Here is a 21,367-nt window from a genome sequence, read left to right as displayed (position 1 = left end):
CCATGGAAGAGACCCCGCTGACTCCTTCCTCGTCGGCTGCCCCGTCGGCCCCTTCGCCGGTCGCCCCCGCCGCACCGACTCCCTGTCCCGTCACTGCCGTAACGCTGCTTGAGGACCGGGCCGAGGTGGAGCGCCACGCCGAGCTCGACCTCGCCGCCGGCACGCAGCGGCTGCGCCTCGGCCCGGTCACCCCGCTGGCCGTCGACCGCTCCCTGCGCGCCGAGCTGGACGCGGGCGCCGACGCCACCGTTCTCGACGTTCGCCTGGTGCGGCTCTACACCCCGCCCCGCGAGGGCGCTCCAGGCCCGGACGCCTCGGCACTCCAGCGCCGCGTCCACGAGCTCACTGAGCGGATCCGCCGGCTCGAAGCGCACGGCGAACGCGCCGCGAGCCGGGTGGCCATCCTCGACCAGCTCCTGACGGATCTGCACCGCGACATCGCCGAGAGCTCCGGAGCGGGCCAGGCCGATCCGGACCGCTGGCGGACTGACCTCGACCGGGCCTACGACGAGCACACCCGCCGGGCGGACGAGCAGCGCGTGGTCCACCGCCGCCTCGCCGAACTCCGCAAGGAGCTGGCCCAGGCAGAGGCCGCCCGCGAGGAGGCGGAGGAGCGGCCGCTCGTCCTGTCCGCGTTCGTCGACGTGGTGATCGAGGCGGCAGCGCCGGTACCGGCCGCCACCCTCCGACTGCTCCACCTCACCCCGTGCGCGCTCTGGCGCCCGACCTACCGGGCGGAACTGTCGGCTGACGGCTCGTCGCTCCAGCTGCAGTGCGACGCCGTCGCCTGGCAGCGCACCGGCGAGGACTGGTCCGGCGTCCGCCTGGCCCTGTCCACGGCCCGCACCACCCTGGCCGCCGAACCGCCCAGCCTCGGCGAGGATCTGCTGTTGCTGGTCGACCGCACTCCCGAGGAGCGCCGGACGATCGAGGTGGATCTCCGCGAAGTGGACATCCAGACCGTCGGCCCCACCGACGACACCTCCCAGCGCGACCAGGGGGGAGCAGACGCACTGGCCGCCGCACTGACCCTGCCCGGCGTGGACGACGGCGGCACGGCCCGGCTGCTTTCCGCGCCCTTCCCGGTGACGCTCCCCAGCGACGGCCGCCCGCACCGGGTTCGCCTCAGCGCGGCGACGCTGCCCAGCCGGGCCGAGCACAGCTCCGCTCCGGAACTGTCGCCCCTGGTCAGCTATGTCGCGCGGTTCACCAACGGCACCGGCCAGGTGCTGCTGTCAGGACCGGTGGACCTGGTCCGGGGGAGCGGCTTCGTCGGCCGCGGAGAGCTGCGCTTCACGGCCGAGGGTGCGCCTGCGGAGCTGTCCTTCGGAAGCGACGACACCTTCCGGGTCACCAGGACCGTCGAGGAGTCCCGGGACACCACCGCGATCACCGGGCGTACGGTGATCAGTCGCACGGTCCGGCTGTCGCTGTCGCGCTTCGCGCCGTCCGGGGCGCCGCCGCTGGTCGTCGCCGTCCGCGAGCGCGTCCCGGTCTCGGAGACGGCGGCCGTCGAGGTCCGCCTCGACAAGGAGCGCTGCACGCCGCCGCCCGATGCGACGGACGCCGACGGCATCGTCCGCTACGACGTCACCCTCGGCCCCGACGACCGCCGCTCGGTCATCCTCGGATACGAGATCTCGGCCGCCCGGGCGGTGGCGATGTAAGGCGCGCGGCCGGCCGGCCGGTTGGTCGGTCGGTCTAGGACGCGGGGAGCGGGCGTCGTGCGTAGACCTCGATCTCGATCTTCATCCGCGGGTCGGCGAGCCCGCACACCAGCATCGTCGCGGCGGGTCGGACCTCACCGAAGCAGCGGCGCAGGGTCGGCCAGCACGGTTCGAAGTCCGCGCGCTCCGGCAGCAGGTAGCGCACCCGGACGACGTCGGCGAAGGTGCAGCCCGCCTCGTCCAGCGCCGACGCGATGTTGCGCAGGCACTGCTCGGCCTGCTCGACCACGTCGTCGGAGATCGACATGGTCGCGTAGTCGAAGCCGGTCGTGCCCGACACGTGGACGGAGTCCCCGTCGACCACCGCCCGTGCGTAGCCGATCTCCTCCTCGAAGGTGGAACCACTCAGGATCGCGTATCGCTCAGTCATGATCCGAACCTAGGCAACCGGCGGTGATCCGTCCAACGGCTGCGCACCGGCTCTCACATGTCACCAGCAGCGGTTCTCCAGCATCGCCTCCAGCGTGGCCCGGCGTCCTCCTGAGGGACCACCATCACGAAGCGGTTCCGGAAGCGGATCGGCCACCTGACGGTGCGTCAGGGACGTTCCGAAGGGCCAGATACCGGACAGCATCCGGTGCTCGCGCGCTGCGGGCGGCCGTTTGCCGAGGTCCCGCTGCGGGGACTGACCGGCCCGCCCCGGAGGGGTTGCCCGTCAAGAAAGCGTCAAGGTTCAGCGGAACGGCGCAAGGGAGTCGTCAATACCAGCCTTAGCGCCCTTGACGTGGGCTTTCCTGGCGAGAAACGGTCCGCTCTGGGAAGGAACCCCGTGGTACGGCAGGACGAGCAGCAGCTGCCCTACCCGAGCCGCTCCTACCCGAGCCCCAGCGGAAGCCGGGGCAGGCTGAAGGTCTTCCTGGGCGCGGCCCCGGGAGTCGGCAAGACCTTCCGGATGCTGGACGAGGCTCGGCGACGGGCCGTGCGCGGCGCCGACGTGGTGGTGGCCTTCGTGGAGTGCCACGGACGCCTGAGCACCGAGGAGAAGCTCGCGGGGCTCGAAATCCTTCCGCGCGCCGTCCGCAGCTACCGCGGGACGGAGTTCACCGAGCTGGACACGGACGCGGTGCTGGCCCGCCAACCGCAGGTGGCCCTGGTGGACGAGTTGGCCCACACCAACGTTCCCGGCGGCAGGCACGCCAAGCGCTGGCAGGACGTGCTGGAGCTGCTGGACGCGGGTATCGACGTGATCACCACCGTCAATGTGCAGCACCTGGAGTCGCTCAACGACGTGGTCGAGAAGATCACCGGTGTGCCGCAGCGGGAGACCGTGCCGGACGAGGTCGTGCGGCGCGCCGACCAGATCGAGCTGGTCGACATGGCGCCGGAGGGTCTGCGCCGGCGGATGGCGCACGGCAACGTCTACGCGGCCGAGAAGGTCGACGCGGCGCTGTCGCACTACTTCCGGGTCGGCAATCTGACCGCGCTGCGCGAGCTCGCCCTGTTCTGGCTGGCCGGACGGGTGGACGAGGGCCTGCAGAAGTACCGCGCCGAGCACGGCATAGGGAGCATCTGGGAGACCCGCGAACGCGTCGTGGTCGCGCTCACCGGAGGCCCGGAGGGCGAGACACTGATCCGCCGCGCCGCCCGCATCGCCCGCCCGTCATCCCGCGCTGCCCTGGACGGGGACCCCTCCCGGCGCACCCCCGACGGCACGGCGGGGGGCGACCTGCTCGCCGTCCACGTCGCCCGCAGCGACGGCCTCGCCGACGCCTCACCGGCCGCGCTCGCCGCCCAACGCCACTTGGTGGAGAGCCTCGGCGGCAGCTACCACTCCATTGTCGGGGACCATGTCCCCACCGCCCTGCTCGACTTCGCCCGCGCCGAGAACGCCACCCAGCTGGTGCTCGGCACCAGTCGGCGCGGCACCCTGCTGCGCTCGCTCACCGGGCGCGGCATAGGCGAGACCACGGTCGAACTTTCCGGCGACATCGACGTCCACATGGTCACCCACGAGCAGTCCGGACGCGGCCGGCGCCTGCCCGTACCCGGCCGGCTGCACTCCCCGGTGCGGCGCATCGCCGGACCGCTCGCCGGGCTCGTGGCGCCCGTCCTGCTGACGGCGGTGCTCTGCCAGACCCGGGGCGCGGTCAACCTCACCAGCGACATCCTGCTCTTCCTGGCCACGGTGGTCGGCGTGGCTCTGCTCGGCGGCGTGGTCTCCGCACTGCTCGCCTCGGTGACCGCCTCGCTGCTGTTGAACTACTACTTCATCCCGCCCATCCATCAGTTCACCATCGCCGACCCCAACAACCTGCTCGCGCTGGTCGTCTTCGCGGCCGTGGCGCTCACCGTCGCGGCGGTCGTCGACCGGGCCACCCGGCTCTCCCGCCGGGCGGCCCGCGCCACGGCCGAGGCCGAGACCCTGTCCGCGCTCGCGGGCAGCATTCTCGGCGGCGAGAGTGCGGTGGAGGCACTGCTGGCGCGGCTGCGGGAGACCTTCGGGATGGAGTCCGTCACCCTGCGGCAGCACGGTTCGGACGTCGGCACGTCCGTGGCCGACCCGGGTGAGACGGCCGAGGCCGCCGACGACTTGTCGCCGTCTCCCACGTCGCCGTCTCCCAGGTCGTCGACCCCGCCCTCGCCCTCGCTGCCCCCGCCCTTGCCGCCCTCTCCCTCGCTGCCCCCGCCCCTGCCGTCTCCGCCCTCGCCATCTCCGGCCGAGGTCCAGTCCGTGGAGGAGGTCCCCGTCGGCGAAGACGCCGTCCTGGTGCTCCGCGGACGCCCACTCCCCGCCGCCGACCGCAGGGTCCTCGCCGCCTTCGCCGCCCATGTTGCGGTGGCTCTGGACCGCGCCCACCTGGCCGAGGTCGCCGCCGAGGTGGAGCCCGTGAAGGCGGCCGACCGGATGCGCACCGCGCTGCTGGCCGCGGTCAGCCACGACCTGCGCACCCCGCTCGCCGTCGCCCTCGCCTCGGTCAGCTCGCTGCGCAGCGACGACGTCCAGTTCTCGCCCGAGGACCAGGCCGAACTGCTGCTCACCGCCGAGGAGTCGCTGGGGCGGCTCACCCGCCTGGTGGACAACCTGCTCGACATGAGCCGCCTGCAGGCCGGCGCCCTCTCCCTCGACCTGCAGCCCACCGCACTGGAGGACGTGCTCTCCGCCGCAGTGGACTCCCTGGCGGACACCCGGCCTCCGGTCCGGACACAAGGCCTGGAACAGGCCCCGGCCGTGCTCGCCGACCCGCCGCTGCTGGAACGCGTCATCGCCAACCTCGTCGGCAACGCCCTGCGCCACGCAGGCGACCTGCCGGTACTGGTCAGCGCGAGCGCGCTCGGCGACCGGGTCGAGATCAGGGTCGTCGACCGGGGCCCCGGCCTGCCGTCCGCCGACCGCGAACGGGTGTTCCAGCCTTTCCAGCGCCTGGGCGACACCGACAACGCCTCCGGTGTCGGCCTCGGCCTGGCCCTGTCCCGAGGCCTGGCCGAGGCCATGGACGGCACCCTCACCACCGAGGACACCCCGGGCGGCGGTCTGACCATGGTCCTCTCACTCCCCGCCGACACCGCTCCGGACGGAGAAGCACGCCCGTGACCCGAGTCCTGATCGTGGACGACGAGCCGCAGATGCTGCGAGCGCTGCAGATCAACCTCCAGGCCCGCGAGTACACCGTGGCCACCGCGGCGGACGGCGCCGGCGCGGTGGAAGAAGCTGCCCGGACGCCACCCGACGCGATCATCCTCGACCTCGGACTGCCGGGGCTGGACGGCACCGACGTCATCCGCGCCCTGCGCGCATGGAGCACCGTGCCCGTCATCGTGCTGTCCGGCCGCTCCGGCGCGGCCGACAAGGTCGCCGCGCTGGACGCGGGCGCCGACGACTACGTCACCAAGCCCTTCTCGATGAACGAACTCCTGGCCCGGCTGCGCGCCGTGCTGCGCCGGCCGGCGACGGAGGAGGCGTCCGGCGGCAGCGCCGTCATCGGCGACTTCATCGTCGACCTGGACAGTTGCACGGTCCGGCCGACCCGAGGCGATGTTCCAGCGACCGGAGAGGAACCGACAGTCCGGCTCACGCCCACGGAGTGGCGCATACTGACGCTCCTGATCCACCACCCGGGAAGGCTGGTGACGGGACGTCATCTCCTACTGGACGTCTGGGGTCCCGGGCACGAGCGCAAGACCAACTACCTGCGCGTCTACCTGGCCGGGCTGCGCCGGAAGCTGGAGCGCGACCCGGCCCATCCCCGCCACCTGATCACCGAGCCGGGCATGGGCTACCGCTTCGAACCCTGACCGCGGCCGACCGCTACTCGTCGTCCCTTACTCGTCGTCGACCACCACGTCCGCCAAGGCCTCCCGCAAGGCGTCCCGGCACGTGGAGCAGATATCGCTCCGAGTCTCCCAGTCAGGCGTGATCGGCGTCTGACCGTAGTCGGCGATCTTGCCGCAGAGCGCATCAGCGGACCCGTCGGGCGTGATGTGCCACGGGGCCGGGGACGTACCTGGCGTTGCGGCCTCGCTGCTCTGGCGCAACACAAGCGAATCAAGGTCCATGCCTCCACATTCGCACCGCCTGATCTGGGCTGCCATTCGTCGACCCGACCGTGCTCACCCAGGTGGTCGAGCGGGCTCGGGCCCGCGCCTCACGGCCGGGACCGGACGGCCTCGGATGTGACGGGTCTCGGGCGCGGTGCGGGATCGGCTGCGTTCGGCCCACCGCACCGCCGGGCCCATCGCGCAGCCGGCCGCCAGGAAGCGACCGCCCAGCAGGACGATGCCGGAGCGGCGTACCACGCGCTACGCGGAACGCAGGTCGGTGATGGCGGGTGCCGTGGCTCAGCGCGAGACCGCCGATGACGGCGCCAACGGCGCACCGGGCGTTGAGAGTTGACTGGAGATGAGCGAGCACGCCGGTGCGCACCGACGGTTCGATGAGGCCGCCGAGCAGCGCCTGGCGCGACGCCGCGAGCCCGGACTGCGCCGTGGCATACAGGCAGGCGGCGATCAGGGCATCATCTGAACCTGGGCGACGCGAAGCTGTACCGCTCGCTATCCCATCAAGCCGAATACCGCTGTCGCGTCGTCGTGGCGCTTACCCCGGAAGGTGCCCGGCTCGGTGGCGATCTCGGCTTCGCGTACTGCGTGGGCGGCGGATGCTGGGCCGTGCTGCTCCAGCGTGTCCAGGATCTGGAGCCAGCTCCAGCCGTAACGCTCGACGAGTCGGGACACGCCGTCGGTGACCATTGCGAAGCGGCGCACGTCAGCAACAGGGACGCTGCCGATCACGGCCCGGTCGGCTGCCTCGGGCTTGGTGCTGGCGACCCAGAAGCCTTCGTCGGTGTTGCGGAGCTGCATGAGCGAGTCGCGGTCGTACGCCGGGAGGTGGGACGTTCGGTCGTCGTTGACCTCGATCAGCTCACCGCTGTGGGTCTCGACAACGACGGGTGAGTCGGCCAGGGCGAGGCAGTCAAGCGTGCCGCCGTGCTCGCGGACGATGGCGACCGTGCTGGAGGGGCTGTTCGGGTTCGTCAGGTCGCACGCGGGGTGCAGAGCTCCGGTGTTGGTGATCCCCTGCCGGAGCACCTCGCGCAAGGGTAGGCCGGGCCGTTCGATCAGCGCAGCTGCGAGCTGTCCCCCGAGTCGGCTGGCGAGCCAGGCAACATCATGGACGCAGCCGTTCGGGAGCCCACTGGCGGTAGCGCCGTCCAGCACGATGACGAACCGTTCCGACGCGACGACGAAGTCTTCGTTCGCGGCCGAGTCCGGGCTGGCCTGGCATACATAGCTGATCTGCACGGAGTTCCTTCGCTACTCGGGTGCCGGGAACTCGTAGGCGAGGACGGCACGGTCGGGGTCGAGTCGTTGGCCGGTGACCTCGAGTCCGAGTTCGTCGAGTCGGCACAAGGTGGTCGGATCAGCGCAGGTGACGCCCGCGCCGACGGTAGCGTCGGACACGTCGAGGTCTTCCGGATGGGCGGCGTAGGAACCTCCATCCTCGGCAGACCTCAACCTCTATCCGGCTCTCGACGCGCTGAACCGCGAGCGCCCGGCTGGACGTCACACTCCGTCCACGACAGGTGTGAAGAGCCGGACAGGTGATCACCCCGGGGTAAGGAAACGTCGCCCGGATTCTCGAGTTTCGGGTGCGACCGCGGTCTGCGGGGGCCGGTGATCGTCCGGTGGCGTTGGGCGTATCAGGCGCGGTCGTGGAGAGTGACCTGGTAGCCGTCGGGGTCGGCGAAGGTGAATGTCCGGCCGAAGGGGCCGTCGATCGGTGCGGAGACGATGGTGTGACCGTCGGCGGCGAGAGCATCGTGGATGGCCTGGACGTCTGTGGCGTGGAGCCAGATCGCGGCACCGATGCCGGGCTGGGCAACGGATGCGAGATCGGTGCCGGGAACGACGTCGCGCAGTGCGAACGCGATCGGCTTCGTCTCGAAGACGACGGCGTGCGGAGGTCCGGCCTGCGAGCGGACGAGGCCGAGGTACTGCTCGTAGAACGCCTGCGAAGCGTCGAGGTCGCGCGCCTGGAGCGAGATGAAGTCGGGGCCGGTGGCGGGCATGATGATGCTCCTTCTCTTCGTGTCAGATTCCTGACACAGACCAAGGTATGTCAGAATGCTGACATGAGTCAAAACAGCGTCGGCGTCGACCTGGACAAATCACTGGGCTACCTGCTGAAAGAGGCTTCGAGCGCCCTGCGCGCAGCCATGGAGGAGGTGCTGCGGCCACTCGGGATGAGCGTGACGCACTACTCCTGCCTCGAGCTGCTGGCTCAACGGCCGGGCTTGTCGAACTCCGAGCTCGCGCGTGGTGCGTTCGTGACACGGCAGTCGATGAACGTGCTGCTCCAGGCCCTGGAACGAGAGGGCTACGTGACCAGGCCTGCGGAGGCACCCGTCGGGAAGGTTCTTCCCACGCGGCTCACGCCTCGCGGCCGACGGAGGCTCGAGAAGGCGACCGTAGCGGTTCGGTCCGTCGAGGTCAGAATGCTGGCCGGCATGACCGAGACCGAGCAGTCAGGCGCGTTCCGGATCCTGCAAAGCATGATCCACTCCCTGCGCGATGGCAACGACGGTGCATAGCTCGTTCCACGGCGCACGTCTCGTCGCGCCCGGGCAGGAGTGCAGCCGAGCATGAAAATCCGTGCAGGCGACCTCGAAACCGACAGACCCCGACTACACCCTCTTCTGGGATGAGCCGGAATGCCTGGAGCGGAATGACCTTCAGGTCGGATGCCGCCTCCGCTGCCATTGCTGCCAACCAGCAGGCGGCGGCAGATGCTCAAGCCCTGGCAGCAGTCCAGGCCCAGACCCAGGCCGGTGCCCAGGAGAGGAGCGCGGCGCAGACGCAGGCCCTGGAAGCCGAACGGGACGCCTTGGCCCTCGCCATGGCCTTCCAGGTCAAAGGTCACGAGGTGAGAGTCGGCGAAGTCCTGCGCGTCTTCGCCTACGTACTCGGGTGCGTTCATGCACGCGGAGCAGGCCGGTGCGCCGGGTTCGTCCGTCTGATTCGTGGTGCCCATGCCCGACGGCGAATCTGGCACGGAAGGGGCACGCGGCTGATCGACCGTCAGATATGACGAAGGCCCAGGTTCACGGGAACATCCCGCTGACCTGGGCCTTTGTGGCGCTTCGTGCGAAGTGCCCCCGGTAGGATTCGAACCTACGCACCCGCCTCCGGAGGGCGGTGCTCTATCCCCTGAGCTACGGGGGCCTGCCTTGCGACATGCAGAACAGTACCAGTCCTCACCTGGTCCTCGTGCACGGGTTTTGTCCGTGGCGGGGCCGTCGGATCGGGTGGAAACGGTGAAAGCACGGACAGGGCGTAGGTGGTCCGCCTACCCTCGGTAATGTGTCCGGCTCGTCGGGACGGGTCCTCGTCGTGGATGACAGCGAGGTGATCCGCCAGCTGATCAGGGTCAACCTGGAACTTGAGGGGTTCGAGGTCGTGACCGCCGCTGACGGTGCCGAATGCCTGGACGTGGTGCACGCGGTCCAGCCCGATGTGATCACCCTCGATGTCGTCATGCCGCGCCTGGACGGCCTGCGGACGGCGGCGCGGCTTCGCGCGGACCCGCGGACGAGTCATCTGCGGATCGCCATCGTCAGCGCCTGCACCCAGCTCGATCTGGAGCGCGGCGAGTCGGTCGGCGTCGACGCCTATCTGGGCAAGCCGTTCGAGCCGATGGAGCTGATCGCTCTGGTGCACCGCCTGGTGCGGTTGCCCGCGACACCGGCCCAGATGCTGGGTGCGCCCGCAGAGCAGGCGTTGCGCTCTGCGCGAACGCTGCAGCCGCCCTCCTTTGGACATGTTGGACATGACCGTCTCAGCCCCTAAACGCGGTGGCGGACGATCCCCCCTTCTCGCCTAGGCTTGCCCCCGTGACACCCGCAGAGCTTTCCCAGGCAGTCCAGTCCGCGGTTCGTGCCGCCGTCGAGGCGGGCGAGCTGACCGTCGCCGTGCCCGAGACGGTGACCGTCGAGCGGCCCAAGAACAGGGACCACGGCGACTACGCCACCAACGTGGCCCTCCAACTGGCGAAGGCGGCGTCCATGCCCCCGCGCCAGGTGGCCGAGCTGGTCGCCGCCCGCCTGCGAACGCTGCCCGGGGTCGCCAAGGTCGACATCGCCGGGCCCGGCTTCCTCAACGTCACGTTCGACGCCGCCACGCAGGGCGAGCTCGCGCGCAGCATCGTCGCCGCAGGCGCGGTGTACGGGCACAACGACGCCTTCGCCGGCCAGCGGATCAACTTGGAGTTCGTCTCCGCGAACCCGACCGGGCCGATCCACATCGGCGGGGTCCGCTGGGCCGCCGTCGGCGACTCGCTGGGCCGGATCCTGCGTGCCTCCGGTGCGGAGGTCACCACCGAGTACTACATCAACGACGCCGGCGTGCAGATCTCCAAGTTCGGCGGCTCGCTCTATGCCTCCGCCAACAACCGGCCGGTGCCCGAGGACGGCTACGTCGGCGAGTACATCAACGACATCGCCGCGCAGATCCTCTCCGACAACCCCGGCATCCTCGACCTTCCCGAGGACGAGCAGCGGGAGCGGTTCCGCACCGAGGGCCTGCGGCTGATGGTCGCCGAGATCAAGCGCTCCATGGAGGAGTTCGGCGCGCACTTCGACGTCTGGTTCTCCGAGAAGTCGCTGCACGACTCCGGCGCCGTCGAGAAGGCCGTCGAGCGGCTGCGGGAGCAGGGCCACGTCTTCGAGCTGGACGGCGCGACCTGGCTGCGCACCACCGACTTCGGCGACGACAAGGACCGCGTCCTGATCAAGGCCGACGGTGAGACCACCTACTTCGCGTCCGACGCCGCGTACTACCTGAGCAAGCGCGACCGGGGCCACGACGTCAACGTCTACATGCTGGGCGCGGACCACCACGGCTACGTGAACCGGCTGAAGGCCATCGCGGCGTGCGCGGGCGACGACCCGAACCGCAACATCGAGGTCCTGATCGGCCAGTTCGTCAAGATGCTGAAGGACGGCCAGGAAGTCCGCATGTCCAAGCGTGCGGGCAACATCATCACCATCGACGACGTCATCGACTGGATCGGCGTGGACGCCGCGCGGTACACCCTCTCCCGCTCGTCCACGGACTCCACGATCACTCTCGACATCGACGTGCTCACCAGCACGTCGAAGGAGAACCCGGTCTACTACGTCCAGTACGCGCACACCCGGATGTGCGGTGTCGCTCGCAATGCCGGTGACCTCGGCATCGACAAGGGCGCGGCGGAGGAGTTCAAACCGGAACTGCTCAGCACCGAGTGGGAGACCAACCTGCTCGGCAAACTCGGAGAGTTCCCCCGGATCGTCGCCAAGGCCGGTGAGCTGCGGCAGCCCCACCACGTGGCTCGCTACCTGGAGGAGCTGGCGGGCGTCTACCACCGCTTCTACGACGAGTGCCGCATCCTCCCCATGGGTGACGACGACGTCACCGACCTGAACCGCGCCCGCCTCTGGCTGGCCGAGGCGACCCGCACCGTGATCGCCAACGGCCTGGCCCTGCTGGGCGTTTCAGCCCCCGAACGCATGTGAGCAGCGCGAGGGGCGTGAGAGTGGGAGACCACACTCGCGCCCCTCGGCACACAGAGACCGTGGAGACACCCGCATGAGCCGCTCCGCCCACCCCGCAGGCCCGCGCCACGGGGACGTCATGCCGGAGGGTCACTTCACCGCCCCTCCCGCCGACCTGAACGCTCTCGACCCCAAGGTCTGGTCCCGGACGGTCACCCGCGACAGCCGCGGAACGGTCACGGTCGGCGGCATCGACGTGCAGACCCTCGCCGAGGACTTCGGCACCCCCGCTTACTTCCTCGACGAGCAGGACTTCCGCGCCCGCTGCCGCGCCTGGCGCGACGCCTTCGGCGCCGAGGCCGACGTCTACTACGCGGGCAAGGCGTTCCTGTCCCGCGCCGTCGTCCGCTGGCTGCACGAGGAGGACCTCAACGTCGACGTGTGCAGTGGTGGCGAGCTCACTGTCGCGCTCTCGGCCGGGATGCCGGCGCAGCGCATCGCCTTCCACGGCAACAACAAGTCCAAGGGCGAGCTCGAGTACGCGGTGAAGTCCGGCGTCGGCCACATCGTGGTGGACTCGTACGAGGAACTGGCCCGGCTCTCCTGGATCGCCCAGGACCAGGGCGTCCGGCAGAAGATCCTGATCCGGGTCACCGTCGGCGTCGAGGCCCACACCCACGAGTTCATCGCCACCGCGCACGAGGACCAGAAGTTCGGGCTCTCGCTCTCCGGCGGCCACGCCGCCGAGGCGGTGCGCCGCGCGCTGATGCTCGACGGCCTGGAACTGGTCGGCATCCACTCGCACATCGGCTCGCAGATCTTCGACACCGCCGGGTTCGAGGTCGCCGCCCGCCGCGTGGTCGGCCTGCTCGCCGAGATCAAGGCCGAGCACGGCGTCGAGCTGCCCGAGATCGACCTCGGCGGCGGCCTCGGCATCGCCTACACCAGCGAGGACGACCCCGCCGAGCCGGCCGAGATCGCCAGGGCGCTCGCCGGCATCGTCCGCCGCGAGTGCGAGGCGGCGGGACTGCGCACCCCCCGGCTGTCCGTCGAACCCGGCCGGGCGATCGTCGGTCCCACCGCCTTCACCCTCTACGAGGTCGGCACGGTCAAGCACCTCGAAGGGCTGCGCACCTACGTCAGCGTCGACGGCGGCATGTCGGACAACATCCGCACCGCCCTCTACGACGCCGACTACTCCGTGGCCCTGGTTTCCCGCACGTCCACCGCCGAGCCGATGCTGTCGCGGGTGGTCGGCAAGCACTGCGAGTCCGGCGACATCGTGGTCCGCGACGCGTTCCTGCCGGCCGACCTGGCCCCGGGCGATCTGATCGCAGTCCCGGCCACCGGCGCGTACTGCCGCTCCATGGCGAGCAACTACAACCACGCTCTGAAGCCCCCGGTGGTGGCGGTGTCCGGCGGCGAGGCACGGGTGATCGTCCGGCGCGAGACGGAGGAGGATCTCCTGCGTCTCGATATCGGCTGACGAAATACCGATCTCAAACTCTGGAACAGGTGAAGATTTATCCGCCGCGTCCCTGAGACTGGGAGGCAGAGCACGAGAACCGCGGTGCAGAAGAACAGTGCAGAACAGTGCAGTGCGGAAGAACCACGCAGTGCAGAAGAACGCAGCACACATCCCAAGCTGACAGCAGAGTGGAGTCGGACGATGCGCACACTGAAGGTAGCGCTCCTCGGTTGTGGAGTAGTAGGCACCGAAGTGGCCCGCATCATGACGACGCACGCTGCCGACCTCGCCGCGCGCATCGGCGCCCCGGTGGAGCTCGCCGGGGTCGCCGTGCGGCGCGCCAACCGTCCGCGGCCGGGGATCCCGGAGCAGCTGCTCACCACCGACGCGACCGAGCTGGTCAAACGCGACGACATCGACGTCGTGATCGAGGTCATCGGCGGCATCGAGCCGGCCCGCAGCCTCATCCTCACCGCCTTCGACCACGGCGCCTCCGTGGTCAGCGCCAACAAGGCGCTGCTCGCCGCCGACGGCGCGGCCCTGCACGGCGCGGCCCTGAAGGCTGGTGTCGACCTCTACTACGAGGCAGCCGTCGCCGCCGCCATCCCGCTGGTCCGCCCGCTGCGCGAGTCACTGGCCGGCGACAAGGTGAACCGGGTCCTCGGCATCGTCAACGGCACGACCAACTTCATCCTCGACAAGATGGACTCGACCGGCGCGGGCTACTCCGAGGCGCTGGAGGAGGCCACCGCGCTCGGCTACGCCGAGGCGGACCCGACCGCCGACGTGGAGGGCTTCGACGCCGCCGCCAAGGCGGCCATCCTCGCCGGGATCGCCTTCCACACCCGGGTCACCGCCGCCGACGTGTTCCGCGAGGGCATCACCGAGGTCACCGCGGCCGACATCGCCAGCGCCAAGGCCATGGGCTGCGTCGTCAAGCTCCTGGCCATCTGCGAGCGCAGCGCCGACGGCCGCTCCGTCACGGCCCGGGTCCACCCGGCGATGATCCCGCTCACCCACCCCCTGGCCTCGGTGCGCGGCGCCTACAACGCCGTCTTCGTGGAGGCCGACGCCGCCGGGCAGCTGATGTTCTACGGCCCCGGCGCCGGGGGCTCGCCCACTGCCAGCGCCGTCCTCGGCGACCTGGTCGCCGTCTGCCGCAACAAGCTGGCCGGTTCCACGGGACCGGGCGAGTCGGCGTACGCTCAGCTCACCGTGAGCCCCATGGACGACGTGGTCACCCGCTACCACGTCAGCCTCGACGTCGCCGACAAAGCAGGCGTCCTCGCCCAGGTCGCCACCGTCTTCGCCGAGCACGGCGTGTCCATCGACACCGTCCGCCAGCAGGGCCGGGAGGGCGACGCCTCACTCGTCGTAGTGACTCACCGCGCCACCGACGCCGCACTGTCCGCTACGGTCGCCGAACTGCGCAGCCTGGACAACGTCCGCGATGTGGCCAGCATCATGCGTGTCGAAGGGGAATGACCACAATGAGCACGACCATTGAGACCCGGGGCGCCCACACCCACCAGTGGCGCGGCCTGATCGAGGAATACCGCGACCGGCTCCCGGTGACCGCCTCCACCCCCGTGGTCACCCTGCTGGAGGGCGGTACACCGCTGGTCCCCGCCCAGCTCCTCTCCGAGCGCACCGGCTGCGAGGTCTACCTCAAGGTCGAGGGCGCCAACCCGACCGGGTCCTTCAAGGACCGCGGCATGACCATGGCGATCTCCCGCGCCAAGGAGGACGGCGCCCAGGCCGTCATCTGCGCCTCCACCGGGAACACCTCCGCCTCCGCCGCCGCGTACGCGGTCCGCGCCGGGATGGTCTGCGCGGTGCTGGTGCCGCAGGGCAAGATCGCGCTCGGCAAGATGGGCCAGGCGCTGATCCACGGCGCCAAGATCCTGCAGGTGGACGGCAACTTCGACGACTGCCTCACGCTGGCCCGCGACCTCTCCGCGAAGTACCCGGTCGCCCTCGTCAACTCGGTGAACCCGGTCCGCATCGAGGGCCAGAAGACCGCGGCCTTCGAGATCGTCGACATGCTCGGGGACGCGCCCGACATCCACGTCCTGCCGGTGGGCAACGCGGGCAACATCACCGCGTACTGGAAGGGGTACCGGGAGTACGCCAAGGACGGGTTGGCCACGCGGACCCCTCGAATGTGGGGCTTCCAGGCCTCAGGTTCCGCTCCCATCGTGGATGGTGCGCCCGTCCTCAAGCCGCAGACGATCGCCACCGCGATCCGCATCGGCAACCCCGCCTCCTGGGACTTCGCGATCGCGGCCCGGGACGAGTCCGGCGGCCTGATCGACAAGGTCACCGACCGTCAGATCCTGTCCGCGTACCGCCTGCTGGCCGCTCGCGAGGGTGTGTTCGTCGAGCCGGCCTCCGCCGCCAGCGTCGCCGGTCTGCTGCAGGCCGTCGACCAGGGTCTGGTCGATCCGGGCCAGCGGATCGTCTGCACGGTGACCGGCAACGGCCTCAAGGACCCCGACTGGGCCGTGGCCGGCGCTCCCCAGCCCACCACCATCCCGATCGACGCCGCGGCCGCGGCCGAGCGGCTCGGCCTCGTCTGACGGATCCGGTCGGACCAGCCTCATCTGACAGCTCGCCCCCGGCGGGGCCGTGCGCGGGTGTACCGCGCCAGAACCCATCTTCGATACGCTGAAGACCCCCGCCGTAGGCGAGAACACTCCAGGAGCGACAGCGACATGCCCGCCCCCGCCTTCCGTGCCGCCGCGACCCGCGTCCGCGTCCCCGCGACCAGTGCCAACCTGGGCCCCGGCTTCGACGCCTTCGGCCTCGCGCTGGGTCTGTACGACGACGTCGTCGTCCGGGTCGCCGAGTCCGGGCTGCACGTCGACATCGCGGGGGAGGGGGCCGAGACCCTGGCCCGCGACGAGCGCCACCTCGTCGTTCGCGCCATGCGCGCCGCCTTCGACCGCCTCGGCGGGCAGCCGCGCGGCCTGGAGGTCGTCTGCGCCAACCGGATACCGCACGGCCGCGGACTGGGCTCCTCCTCGGCCGCGATCGTCGCAGGGATCGTCGCAGCCCGCGCGGTGACCGTCGGCGGCGCCGAACTCATGGACCAGGCGGCCGTACTGGCGCTGGCCTCGGAGATCGAGGGCCACCCCGACAACGTGGCCGCCTGCATCCTCGGCGGCTTCACGATCGCGTGGACGGACGAGGGCCACGAGGCCCACGCCGTCACCCTCGCGCCCTCCCAGGAAACGGTCCCTGTGGTCTTCATCCCGGCGAACCCGGTGCTCACCGAGGTCGCCCGCGGCCTGCTACCGGCGACGGTCCCGCACGCGGACGCGGCGGCGAACGTCGGCCGGGCGGCGCTGCTGGTGGAGGCCCTCACCCGCCGTCCCGAGCTGCTGCTCCCGGCCACCGAGGACCGACTCCACCAGGACTACCGGACCCCGGCGATGCCCGAGAGCGCGGCTCTGGTCGCGGTGCTGCGGGCGCAGGGGGTCGCCGCCGTCATCTCCGGCGCCGGACCGACCGTCCTCGCCCTCACGGACGAGGGAACGGCGGAGAAGGTGCTCGCCGAGGCGGACCCCGCGTGGGCTGCCCACCGTCTGGAACTCGACCTCGAAGGCGCCTCGGTACTGCCGCTCTCGGGTTGAGCGGGGACCGGAACCGGGTGTATCGAAGGGTGAGATCGGGGACACGATTGACAGACACACAGTGGGGGAATGTTTGTTGGGTCCAGTAGTGTTAATCTCATGTCTGCACCAGGCGCCCTACGGGGCCCGGTGCGCCGCGTCCCGTTCCTGGTCCCCTCCGTTCCGCGGAGTGCCCGTTCCGGGACAGCAATTCTCCGGGAGCCCGCCACAGCGCGTACGCAGCCTGCCTGCGCAAGTGTGACCGCATCCCGAAGCCGTGTCGGTGCCTCAGTCCCGCATGTGACGCACATGGCCTGCAGAAACCAAGCAGCCGTGCTGAGACTGCAGTTTGGGGAGGGGAAACCATGACACGCGACGGGGGCCCGGGAAGCGGTGTGCGTCAGCACACAGGACACCGCACTTTCGTATGACCGCCATCCGGCGGACCACCGCCCCGTACCTGCGAAAACGAGCGCAGGGACGGACAGCACAACCGGTCGCCGAGCCAGACAGGCCGACGTCCGCTCCAGGGAAGGACCCTTCGTGAGCGACACCACCGATCTGATGGGCGCGCGCCCGGACGCTGACGCGTCAGACGCAACCACGGCCCCTGCGCCGAAGCGCCGTCGGACCACGGGCACCGGGCTCAACGCCATGGTGCTCGCAGAGCTCCAGCAGCTCGCCACCGGCCTTGGCATCAGCGGCACCGGCCGGATGCGCAAGAGCGACCTGATCGACGCCATCAAGGCGAAGAGCGGCGGAGACCCGCTGCTCGCCGCTGCCGATGCGCCGGCCGCGAAGCGTGCGACCCGTACCGCCAAGGCGAGCACGGCTCTCGCCGAGCCCGCCGTCGAGGCACAGGACGCGGCCGTCGCCGCTCCCGCGCGCCGTACCGCCCGCTCGCGTGCCGCCGAGCAGCAGCAGATCGACATCCCGGTGCAGACCGCCGGTGACGCGCCTGCCGCCGAGCGTGCGCCCCGCCGCGCCCGCCGGGCCACCGCGCCCGTGACCTCGCTCACAGGGGCCGCTGAGGGCACCCAGCAGGACGCGCCGGTCGCCGTCGAGCCCGCCGCGGCGTCGACCGCGACCGCCACCGAGGTCCGTGAGCGCCCCGCGCAGGACCGCCCGGCCCAGGACCGCCCCGCGCAGGACCAGGGCCGTTCCGACGGCGCGGAGTCCCGCGAGGGCCGCCGGGACCGTCGCGAGCGCCGTGAGCGCACCCAGGACGGCACCGTCGGCACCATCGAGACCGAGGGCGGCGACCGCGGCGAGAACCGTCGCGACCGCGCGACCGACCGGGTCGGTGACCGCACCGAGCGTGCCGGTGACCGCAGCGACCGCGGTGGCAACGACCGCAGCGAGCGCCGCAACCGGCGCGACCGCGGCAACCAGGGCCAGGACGGCGGCGGCCAGGGCAACCAGGGCCGTCAGCAGAACGGCGGCCAGGGTGGTCAGGGCGGCCAGAGCCAGAGCCAGGGTCAGGGCGGCCAGGGCGCGCCCCAGGGCGGCTTCCCGGACGACGACGAGTTCGGTGGCGGCCGCCGCCGTGGCCGCTACCGCGACCGCAACCGCCGCAACCGCCGCGACGGCTTCGAGGGCCCGGCCGAGCCGCAGGTCAACGACGATGACGTGCTCATCCCCGTCGCCGGCATCCTGGACATCCTGGACAACTACGCCTTCGTGCGGACCTCGGGCTACCTGTCCGGTCCCAACGACGTGTACGTGTCCCTGGCCCAGGTCCGCAAGAACGGCCTGCGCAAGGGTGACGCGATCACCGGCGCGGTGCGCCAGCCCAAGGACGGCGAGCGCCGCGAGAAGTTCAACGCGCTGGTCCGTCTGGACTCGGTCAACGGCAGCGAGCCCGACAACGGCCGCAACCGTCCCGAGTTCAACAAGCTCACCCCGCTGTACCCGCAGGACCGGCTGCGCCTGGAGACCGACCCGGGCGTGCTGACGACCCGGATCATCGACCTGGTCGCGCCGATCGGCAAGGGCCAGCGTGGTCTGATCGTCGCCCAGCCGAAGACCGGCAAGACGATGATCATGCAGGCGATCGCCAACGCGATCACCCACAACAACCCCGAGTGCCACCTGATGGTCGTCCTGGTCGACGAGCGTCCGGAAGAGGTCACCGACATGCAGCGCTCGGTCAAGGGCGAGGTCATCTCCTCGACCTTCGACCGCCCCGCCGAGGACCACACCACCGTCGCCGAGCTCGCCATCGAGCGTGCCAAGCGCCTGGTGGAGCTGGGTCACGACGTGGTCGTGCTGCTGGACTCGATCACCCGTCTGGGCCGCGCCTACAACCTCGCGGCCCCGACCTCCGGACGCATCCTGTCCGGTGGTGTCGACTCGACCGCGCTCTACCCGCCGAAGAAGTTCTTCGGCGCGGCGCGCAACATCGAGAACGGCGGCTCGCTGACCATCATCGCCACCGCGCTGGTCGACACCGGCTCGCGGATGGACGACGTGATCTTCGAGGAGTTCAAGGGCACCGGCAACATGGAGCTCAAGCTCGACCGCAAGCTCGCGGACAAGCGCATCTTCCCGGCGGTGGACGTGGACGCGTCCAGCACCCGCAAGGAGGAGATCCTGCTCGGCTCCGAGGAGCTGGCGATCACCTGGAAGCTCCGCCGGGTGCTACATGCGCTGGACTCGCAGCAGGCCATCGAGCTGCTGCTGGACAAGATGAAGCAGACCAAGAGCAACGCCGAGTTCCTCATGCAGATCGCGAAGACGACGCCGGGCCAGGACTGACCCCGACGCCTCTCCGCAACGCCGCCGCCCCGGGCCCTCCAGCCCGGGGCGGCGGCGTTTCCCGTCCGTCGCGTACGCTCAATGAAGTCCCCCCAATCCGGACCAAAGCCACATTTCTACACCAGGCATACGCACCGGAGCAGCGAAGGACGGTCTCACCCGCCATGACGGACGAGTCGAACGAGCAGCGAGAGCAGGGCGACGAACGGCGGCCGCGCAGCCGTCGTCGGCGCCTCCTGGCCATCGCGGCCTGGTCGACGGCCGTGGTCGTAGCGCTGCTCGGGGCGGGCGGCGGCTACCTGTTCTGGAAGTTGAACCACAACATCAAGTCGGTCGACATCAACGCCAGCCTGGGCAGCGACCGCCCGGCGGCGTCCGGCAGCGGGGTGATGAACATCCTGGTGCTGGGCTCGGACTCGCGCTCGGGGGACAACGGCAAGCTGGCCGGCGGAACCGCCGACGGCACGGCCCGCTCCGACACGGCGATGGTCGTCCACGTGAACCAGCGGCACGACCACGCCGACGTGGTGAGCCTTCCCCGCGACACCCTGGTCAGCAGGCCCTCCTGCACCTCCACGACGGGCACCGGCAGGGGCCGCACGCTCCCGCCCGCCGACGGCGTCATGTTCAACACGGCATACGAGGTGGGCGGTCCGGCCTGCGCGGTGAAAACCGTGGAGTCGATGACCGGCATGCGGATGAACCACTTCATCGAGCTCGACTTCGCCGGGTTCGCCAAGCTGATCGACGCCCTCGGCGGCGTCACCGTCACGACCACCGTCGACATAAACGACACCGACAGCGGCCTGCACCTCAAAGCCGGGACGACGCATCTGAACGGCACCCAGGCCCTCGCCTTCGTCCGTACCAGGCACGGCGTGGGTGACGGCAGCGACCTCGGGCGGATACAGCTGCAGCAGCAGATGATCAAGTCGATCCTGCAGCAGGCCGACAGCGTCGACCTGCTGACCAGCCCCGGCAAGCTGTACGACATCGCCGACACCGCCACCAGCGCGCTCACCACGGACAGCGACCTGGGCTCGGTCACCTCGCTGATCTCCTTCGCGCAGAGCTTGAAGGGCATCGGGGCCAAGGACGTCACCGCGGTGACCATGCCGACGGCCACCGCGCCCAGCGACCCCAACCGCCTGGTCGCGCTGGACCCGCAGGCCACCGACCTGTGGACGGCGCTGAAGCGCGACCAGGCGGTCCCCGAGTCCGTGCTCAGGCTGCAGCAGGCGAACCCGGCCACCGTCGCCACCGCGAGTGGCACCGCGCAGGCCGGCACCGTGCGGTAGCGCTGCGCCCTCGGGGCAACGTCAGGGCGACCTCGGCGTCAGGGCGACCTCGGGTAGTGCACCCGGAATAAGCGATGCCGTCCCTCAGTTTGGGCAGATGCGGCCAGTGCTGGCAGACTGGTACGTCGGTCCCGGTTCACGAACGGCATCCCGCCGTCCGACCCGGAACCCTCCCGAACCTAGGAGCACCCCTTGAAGCCCGAGATCCACCCGACCTACGTGGTCACCCAGGTCACCTGCACCTGCGGCGCCGAGTTCACGACCCGTAGCACCGAGCAGTCCGGCGTCATCCGCGCCGAGGTCTGCTCGCAGTGCCACCCCTTCTACACCGGCAAGCAGAAGATCCTCGACACGGGTGGCCGCGTCGCCCGCTTCGAGGCTCGCTTCGGCAAGAAGCACGCCGCCAAGCAGAGCTAGCGACCTGTCGGCGCCGACCGGGCGTCCCCAGCCGTACACGGCAGGGGCGTACCCGGTCGGCGCCGTTCGCGTTGCACTATCGTTCCCGCGCGGTCCCCTCACCGGGTTCTCGCGTGGTTCC

At 70.6% G+C, this 21,367-nt stretch carries 18 protein-coding genes and 1 tRNA gene; 14 read left to right on the top strand and 5 right to left on the bottom strand.

Features of this window, described 5'->3' with window-relative positions:
* Positions 1 to 2: 2 nt before the first annotated feature.
* Positions 3 to 1,667, top strand: a complete 1,665-nt coding sequence (locus ABIA33_RS28825; RefSeq protein WP_370085585.1) for a mucoidy inhibitor MuiA family protein — start codon at positions 3 to 5, stop codon at positions 1,665 to 1,667.
* 34 nt (positions 1,668 to 1,701) lie between these two features.
* Here ABIA33_RS28825 and ABIA33_RS28820 read toward each other — a convergent pair whose 3' ends face one another.
* A complete protein-coding gene (locus ABIA33_RS28820; RefSeq protein ID WP_370085583.1) occupies positions 1,702 to 2,097 on the bottom strand; it encodes a RidA family protein in 396 nt (131 codons plus the stop codon).
* A 423-nt stretch (positions 2,098 to 2,520) separates the two neighbouring features.
* On the opposite strand from ABIA33_RS28820, the gene ABIA33_RS28815 reads away from it, so the two are divergent.
* The 3 genes from ABIA33_RS28815 (at position 2,521) to ABIA33_RS28805 (ending at position 6,687) form a co-directional block, all read left to right on the top strand.
* Positions 2,521 to 5,259: an ATP-binding protein gene (locus ABIA33_RS28815; protein ID WP_370085619.1), complete on the top strand. Its 2,739-nt coding sequence runs from the start codon at positions 2,521 to 2,523 to the stop codon at positions 5,257 to 5,259.
* A complete protein-coding gene (locus ABIA33_RS28810) occupies positions 5,256 to 5,960 on the top strand; it encodes a response regulator (RefSeq protein ID WP_370085582.1) in 705 nt (234 codons plus the stop codon). The genes ABIA33_RS28815 and ABIA33_RS28810 overlap by 4 nt, the downstream gene beginning before the upstream one ends.
* Before the next feature lie 604 nt (positions 5,961 to 6,564).
* Entirely contained in the window at positions 6,565 to 6,687 is a 123-nt protein-coding gene (locus ABIA33_RS28805) for a hypothetical protein (RefSeq protein ID WP_370085581.1), read from the top strand.
* A 29-nt stretch (positions 6,688 to 6,716) separates the two neighbouring features.
* Here ABIA33_RS28805 and ABIA33_RS28800 read toward each other — a convergent pair whose 3' ends face one another.
* The 3 genes from ABIA33_RS28800 to ABIA33_RS28790 form a co-directional block, all read right to left on the bottom strand.
* Positions 6,717 to 7,463: a protein phosphatase 2C domain-containing protein gene (locus ABIA33_RS28800; protein ID WP_370085580.1), complete on the bottom strand. Its 747-nt coding sequence runs from the start codon at positions 7,461 to 7,463 to the stop codon at positions 6,717 to 6,719.
* Between the two features lie 12 nt (positions 7,464 to 7,475).
* Positions 7,476 to 7,622, bottom strand: a complete 147-nt coding sequence (locus ABIA33_RS28795) for a hypothetical protein (protein WP_370085623.1) — start codon at positions 7,620 to 7,622, stop codon at positions 7,476 to 7,478.
* A 239-nt stretch (positions 7,623 to 7,861) separates the two neighbouring features.
* Complete coding sequence (locus ABIA33_RS28790; RefSeq protein WP_370085579.1) at positions 7,862 to 8,230, bottom strand: VOC family protein; 369 nt, start codon at positions 8,228 to 8,230, stop codon at positions 7,862 to 7,864.
* A gap of 63 nt (positions 8,231 to 8,293) precedes the next feature.
* Here ABIA33_RS28790 and ABIA33_RS28785 point away from each other — a divergent pair, with 63 nt between their 5' ends.
* A complete protein-coding gene (locus ABIA33_RS28785; protein WP_370085577.1) occupies positions 8,294 to 8,752 on the top strand; it encodes a MarR family winged helix-turn-helix transcriptional regulator in 459 nt (152 codons plus the stop codon).
* Between the two features lie 559 nt (positions 8,753 to 9,311).
* On the opposite strand, the gene ABIA33_RS28780 is transcribed toward ABIA33_RS28785, so the two are convergent.
* Positions 9,312 to 9,383: transfer RNA gene (locus tag ABIA33_RS28780), tRNA-Arg, on the bottom strand.
* Positions 9,384 to 9,521: 138 nt separating this feature from the next.
* On the opposite strand from ABIA33_RS28780, the gene ABIA33_RS28775 reads away from it, so the two are divergent.
* The 9 genes from ABIA33_RS28775 to rpmE all read left to right on the top strand — a co-directional run bounded on the left by ABIA33_RS28775 (position 9,522) and on the right by rpmE (position 21,246).
* Positions 9,522 to 10,007: a PleD family two-component system response regulator gene (locus ABIA33_RS28775; protein WP_370085576.1), complete on the top strand. Its 486-nt coding sequence runs from the start codon at positions 9,522 to 9,524 to the stop codon at positions 10,005 to 10,007.
* 44 nt (positions 10,008 to 10,051) lie between these two features.
* Positions 10,052 to 11,713, top strand: coding sequence for an arginine--tRNA ligase (gene argS / locus ABIA33_RS28770; RefSeq protein ID WP_370085575.1), 1,662 nt, complete (start codon positions 10,052 to 10,054; stop codon positions 11,711 to 11,713).
* Between the two features lie 73 nt (positions 11,714 to 11,786).
* Entirely contained in the window at positions 11,787 to 13,178 is a 1,392-nt protein-coding gene (gene lysA / locus ABIA33_RS28765) for a diaminopimelate decarboxylase (protein ID WP_370085574.1), read from the top strand.
* Positions 13,179 to 13,361: 183 nt separating this feature from the next.
* Complete coding sequence (locus ABIA33_RS28760; protein WP_370085573.1) at positions 13,362 to 14,645, top strand: homoserine dehydrogenase; 1,284 nt, start codon at positions 13,362 to 13,364, stop codon at positions 14,643 to 14,645.
* A 5-nt stretch (positions 14,646 to 14,650) separates the two neighbouring features.
* Positions 14,651 to 15,739 carry a threonine synthase gene (thrC, locus tag ABIA33_RS28755; RefSeq protein ID WP_370085572.1) on the top strand — a complete coding sequence of 363 codons (1,089 nt, stop codon included), beginning with the start codon at positions 14,651 to 14,653 and terminating at the stop codon, positions 15,737 to 15,739.
* 135 nt (positions 15,740 to 15,874) lie between these two features.
* A complete protein-coding gene (gene thrB, locus ABIA33_RS28750; RefSeq protein ID WP_370085571.1) occupies positions 15,875 to 16,795 on the top strand; it encodes a homoserine kinase in 921 nt (306 codons plus the stop codon).
* Positions 16,796 to 17,317: 522 nt separating this feature from the next.
* Positions 17,318 to 19,531 carry a transcription termination factor Rho gene (gene rho, locus ABIA33_RS28745; RefSeq protein ID WP_370085570.1) on the top strand — a complete coding sequence of 738 codons (2,214 nt, stop codon included), beginning with the start codon at positions 17,318 to 17,320 and terminating at the stop codon, positions 19,529 to 19,531.
* 164 nt (positions 19,532 to 19,695) lie between these two features.
* The gene (locus ABIA33_RS28740; protein ID WP_370085569.1) at positions 19,696 to 20,829 is read left to right on the top strand and encodes an LCP family protein; all 1,134 of its coding nucleotides are present in this window, start codon (positions 19,696 to 19,698) and stop codon (positions 20,827 to 20,829) included.
* A 192-nt stretch (positions 20,830 to 21,021) separates the two neighbouring features.
* A complete protein-coding gene (rpmE, locus tag ABIA33_RS28735; RefSeq protein WP_370085568.1) occupies positions 21,022 to 21,246 on the top strand; it encodes a 50S ribosomal protein L31 in 225 nt (74 codons plus the stop codon).
* The last annotated feature ends 121 nt before the right edge of the window (positions 21,247 to 21,367 follow it).

Source organism: Streptacidiphilus sp. MAP12-16, assembly GCF_041262165.1.
Classification (GTDB): domain Bacteria; phylum Actinomycetota; class Actinomycetes; order Streptomycetales; family Streptomycetaceae; genus Streptacidiphilus.
Note: the sequence above shows the minus strand (reverse complement) of the source record. Positions and strands in the feature narration are given on the sequence as shown.

What these genes read in the sequence shown, in the direction of transcription:
- ABIA33_RS28825 (WP_370085585.1), top strand. Translation starts at nt 3, where the DNA reads ATGGAAGAGACCCCGCTGACTCCTTCCTCGTCGGCTGCCCCGTCGGCC.
- ABIA33_RS28820 (WP_370085583.1), bottom strand. Translation starts at nt 2,097, where the DNA reads ATGACTGAGCGATACGCGATCCTGAGTGGTTCCACCTTCGAGGAGGAG.
- ABIA33_RS28805 (WP_370085581.1), top strand. Translation starts at nt 6,565, where the DNA reads ATGAGCGAGCACGCCGGTGCGCACCGACGGTTCGATGAGGCCGCCGAG.
- ABIA33_RS28790 (WP_370085579.1), bottom strand. Translation starts at nt 8,230, where the DNA reads ATGCCCGCCACCGGCCCCGACTTCATCTCGCTCCAGGCGCGCGACCTC.
- ABIA33_RS28785 (WP_370085577.1), top strand. Translation starts at nt 8,294, where the DNA reads ATGAGTCAAAACAGCGTCGGCGTCGACCTGGACAAATCACTGGGCTAC.
- lysA (WP_370085574.1), top strand. Translation starts at nt 11,787, where the DNA reads ATGAGCCGCTCCGCCCACCCCGCAGGCCCGCGCCACGGGGACGTCATG.
- ABIA33_RS28760 (WP_370085573.1), top strand. Translation starts at nt 13,362, where the DNA reads ATGCGCACACTGAAGGTAGCGCTCCTCGGTTGTGGAGTAGTAGGCACC.
- thrC (WP_370085572.1), top strand. Translation starts at nt 14,651, where the DNA reads ATGAGCACGACCATTGAGACCCGGGGCGCCCACACCCACCAGTGGCGC.
- thrB (WP_370085571.1), top strand. Translation starts at nt 15,875, where the DNA reads ATGCCCGCCCCCGCCTTCCGTGCCGCCGCGACCCGCGTCCGCGTCCCC.
- ABIA33_RS28740 (WP_370085569.1), top strand. Translation starts at nt 19,696, where the DNA reads ATGACGGACGAGTCGAACGAGCAGCGAGAGCAGGGCGACGAACGGCGG.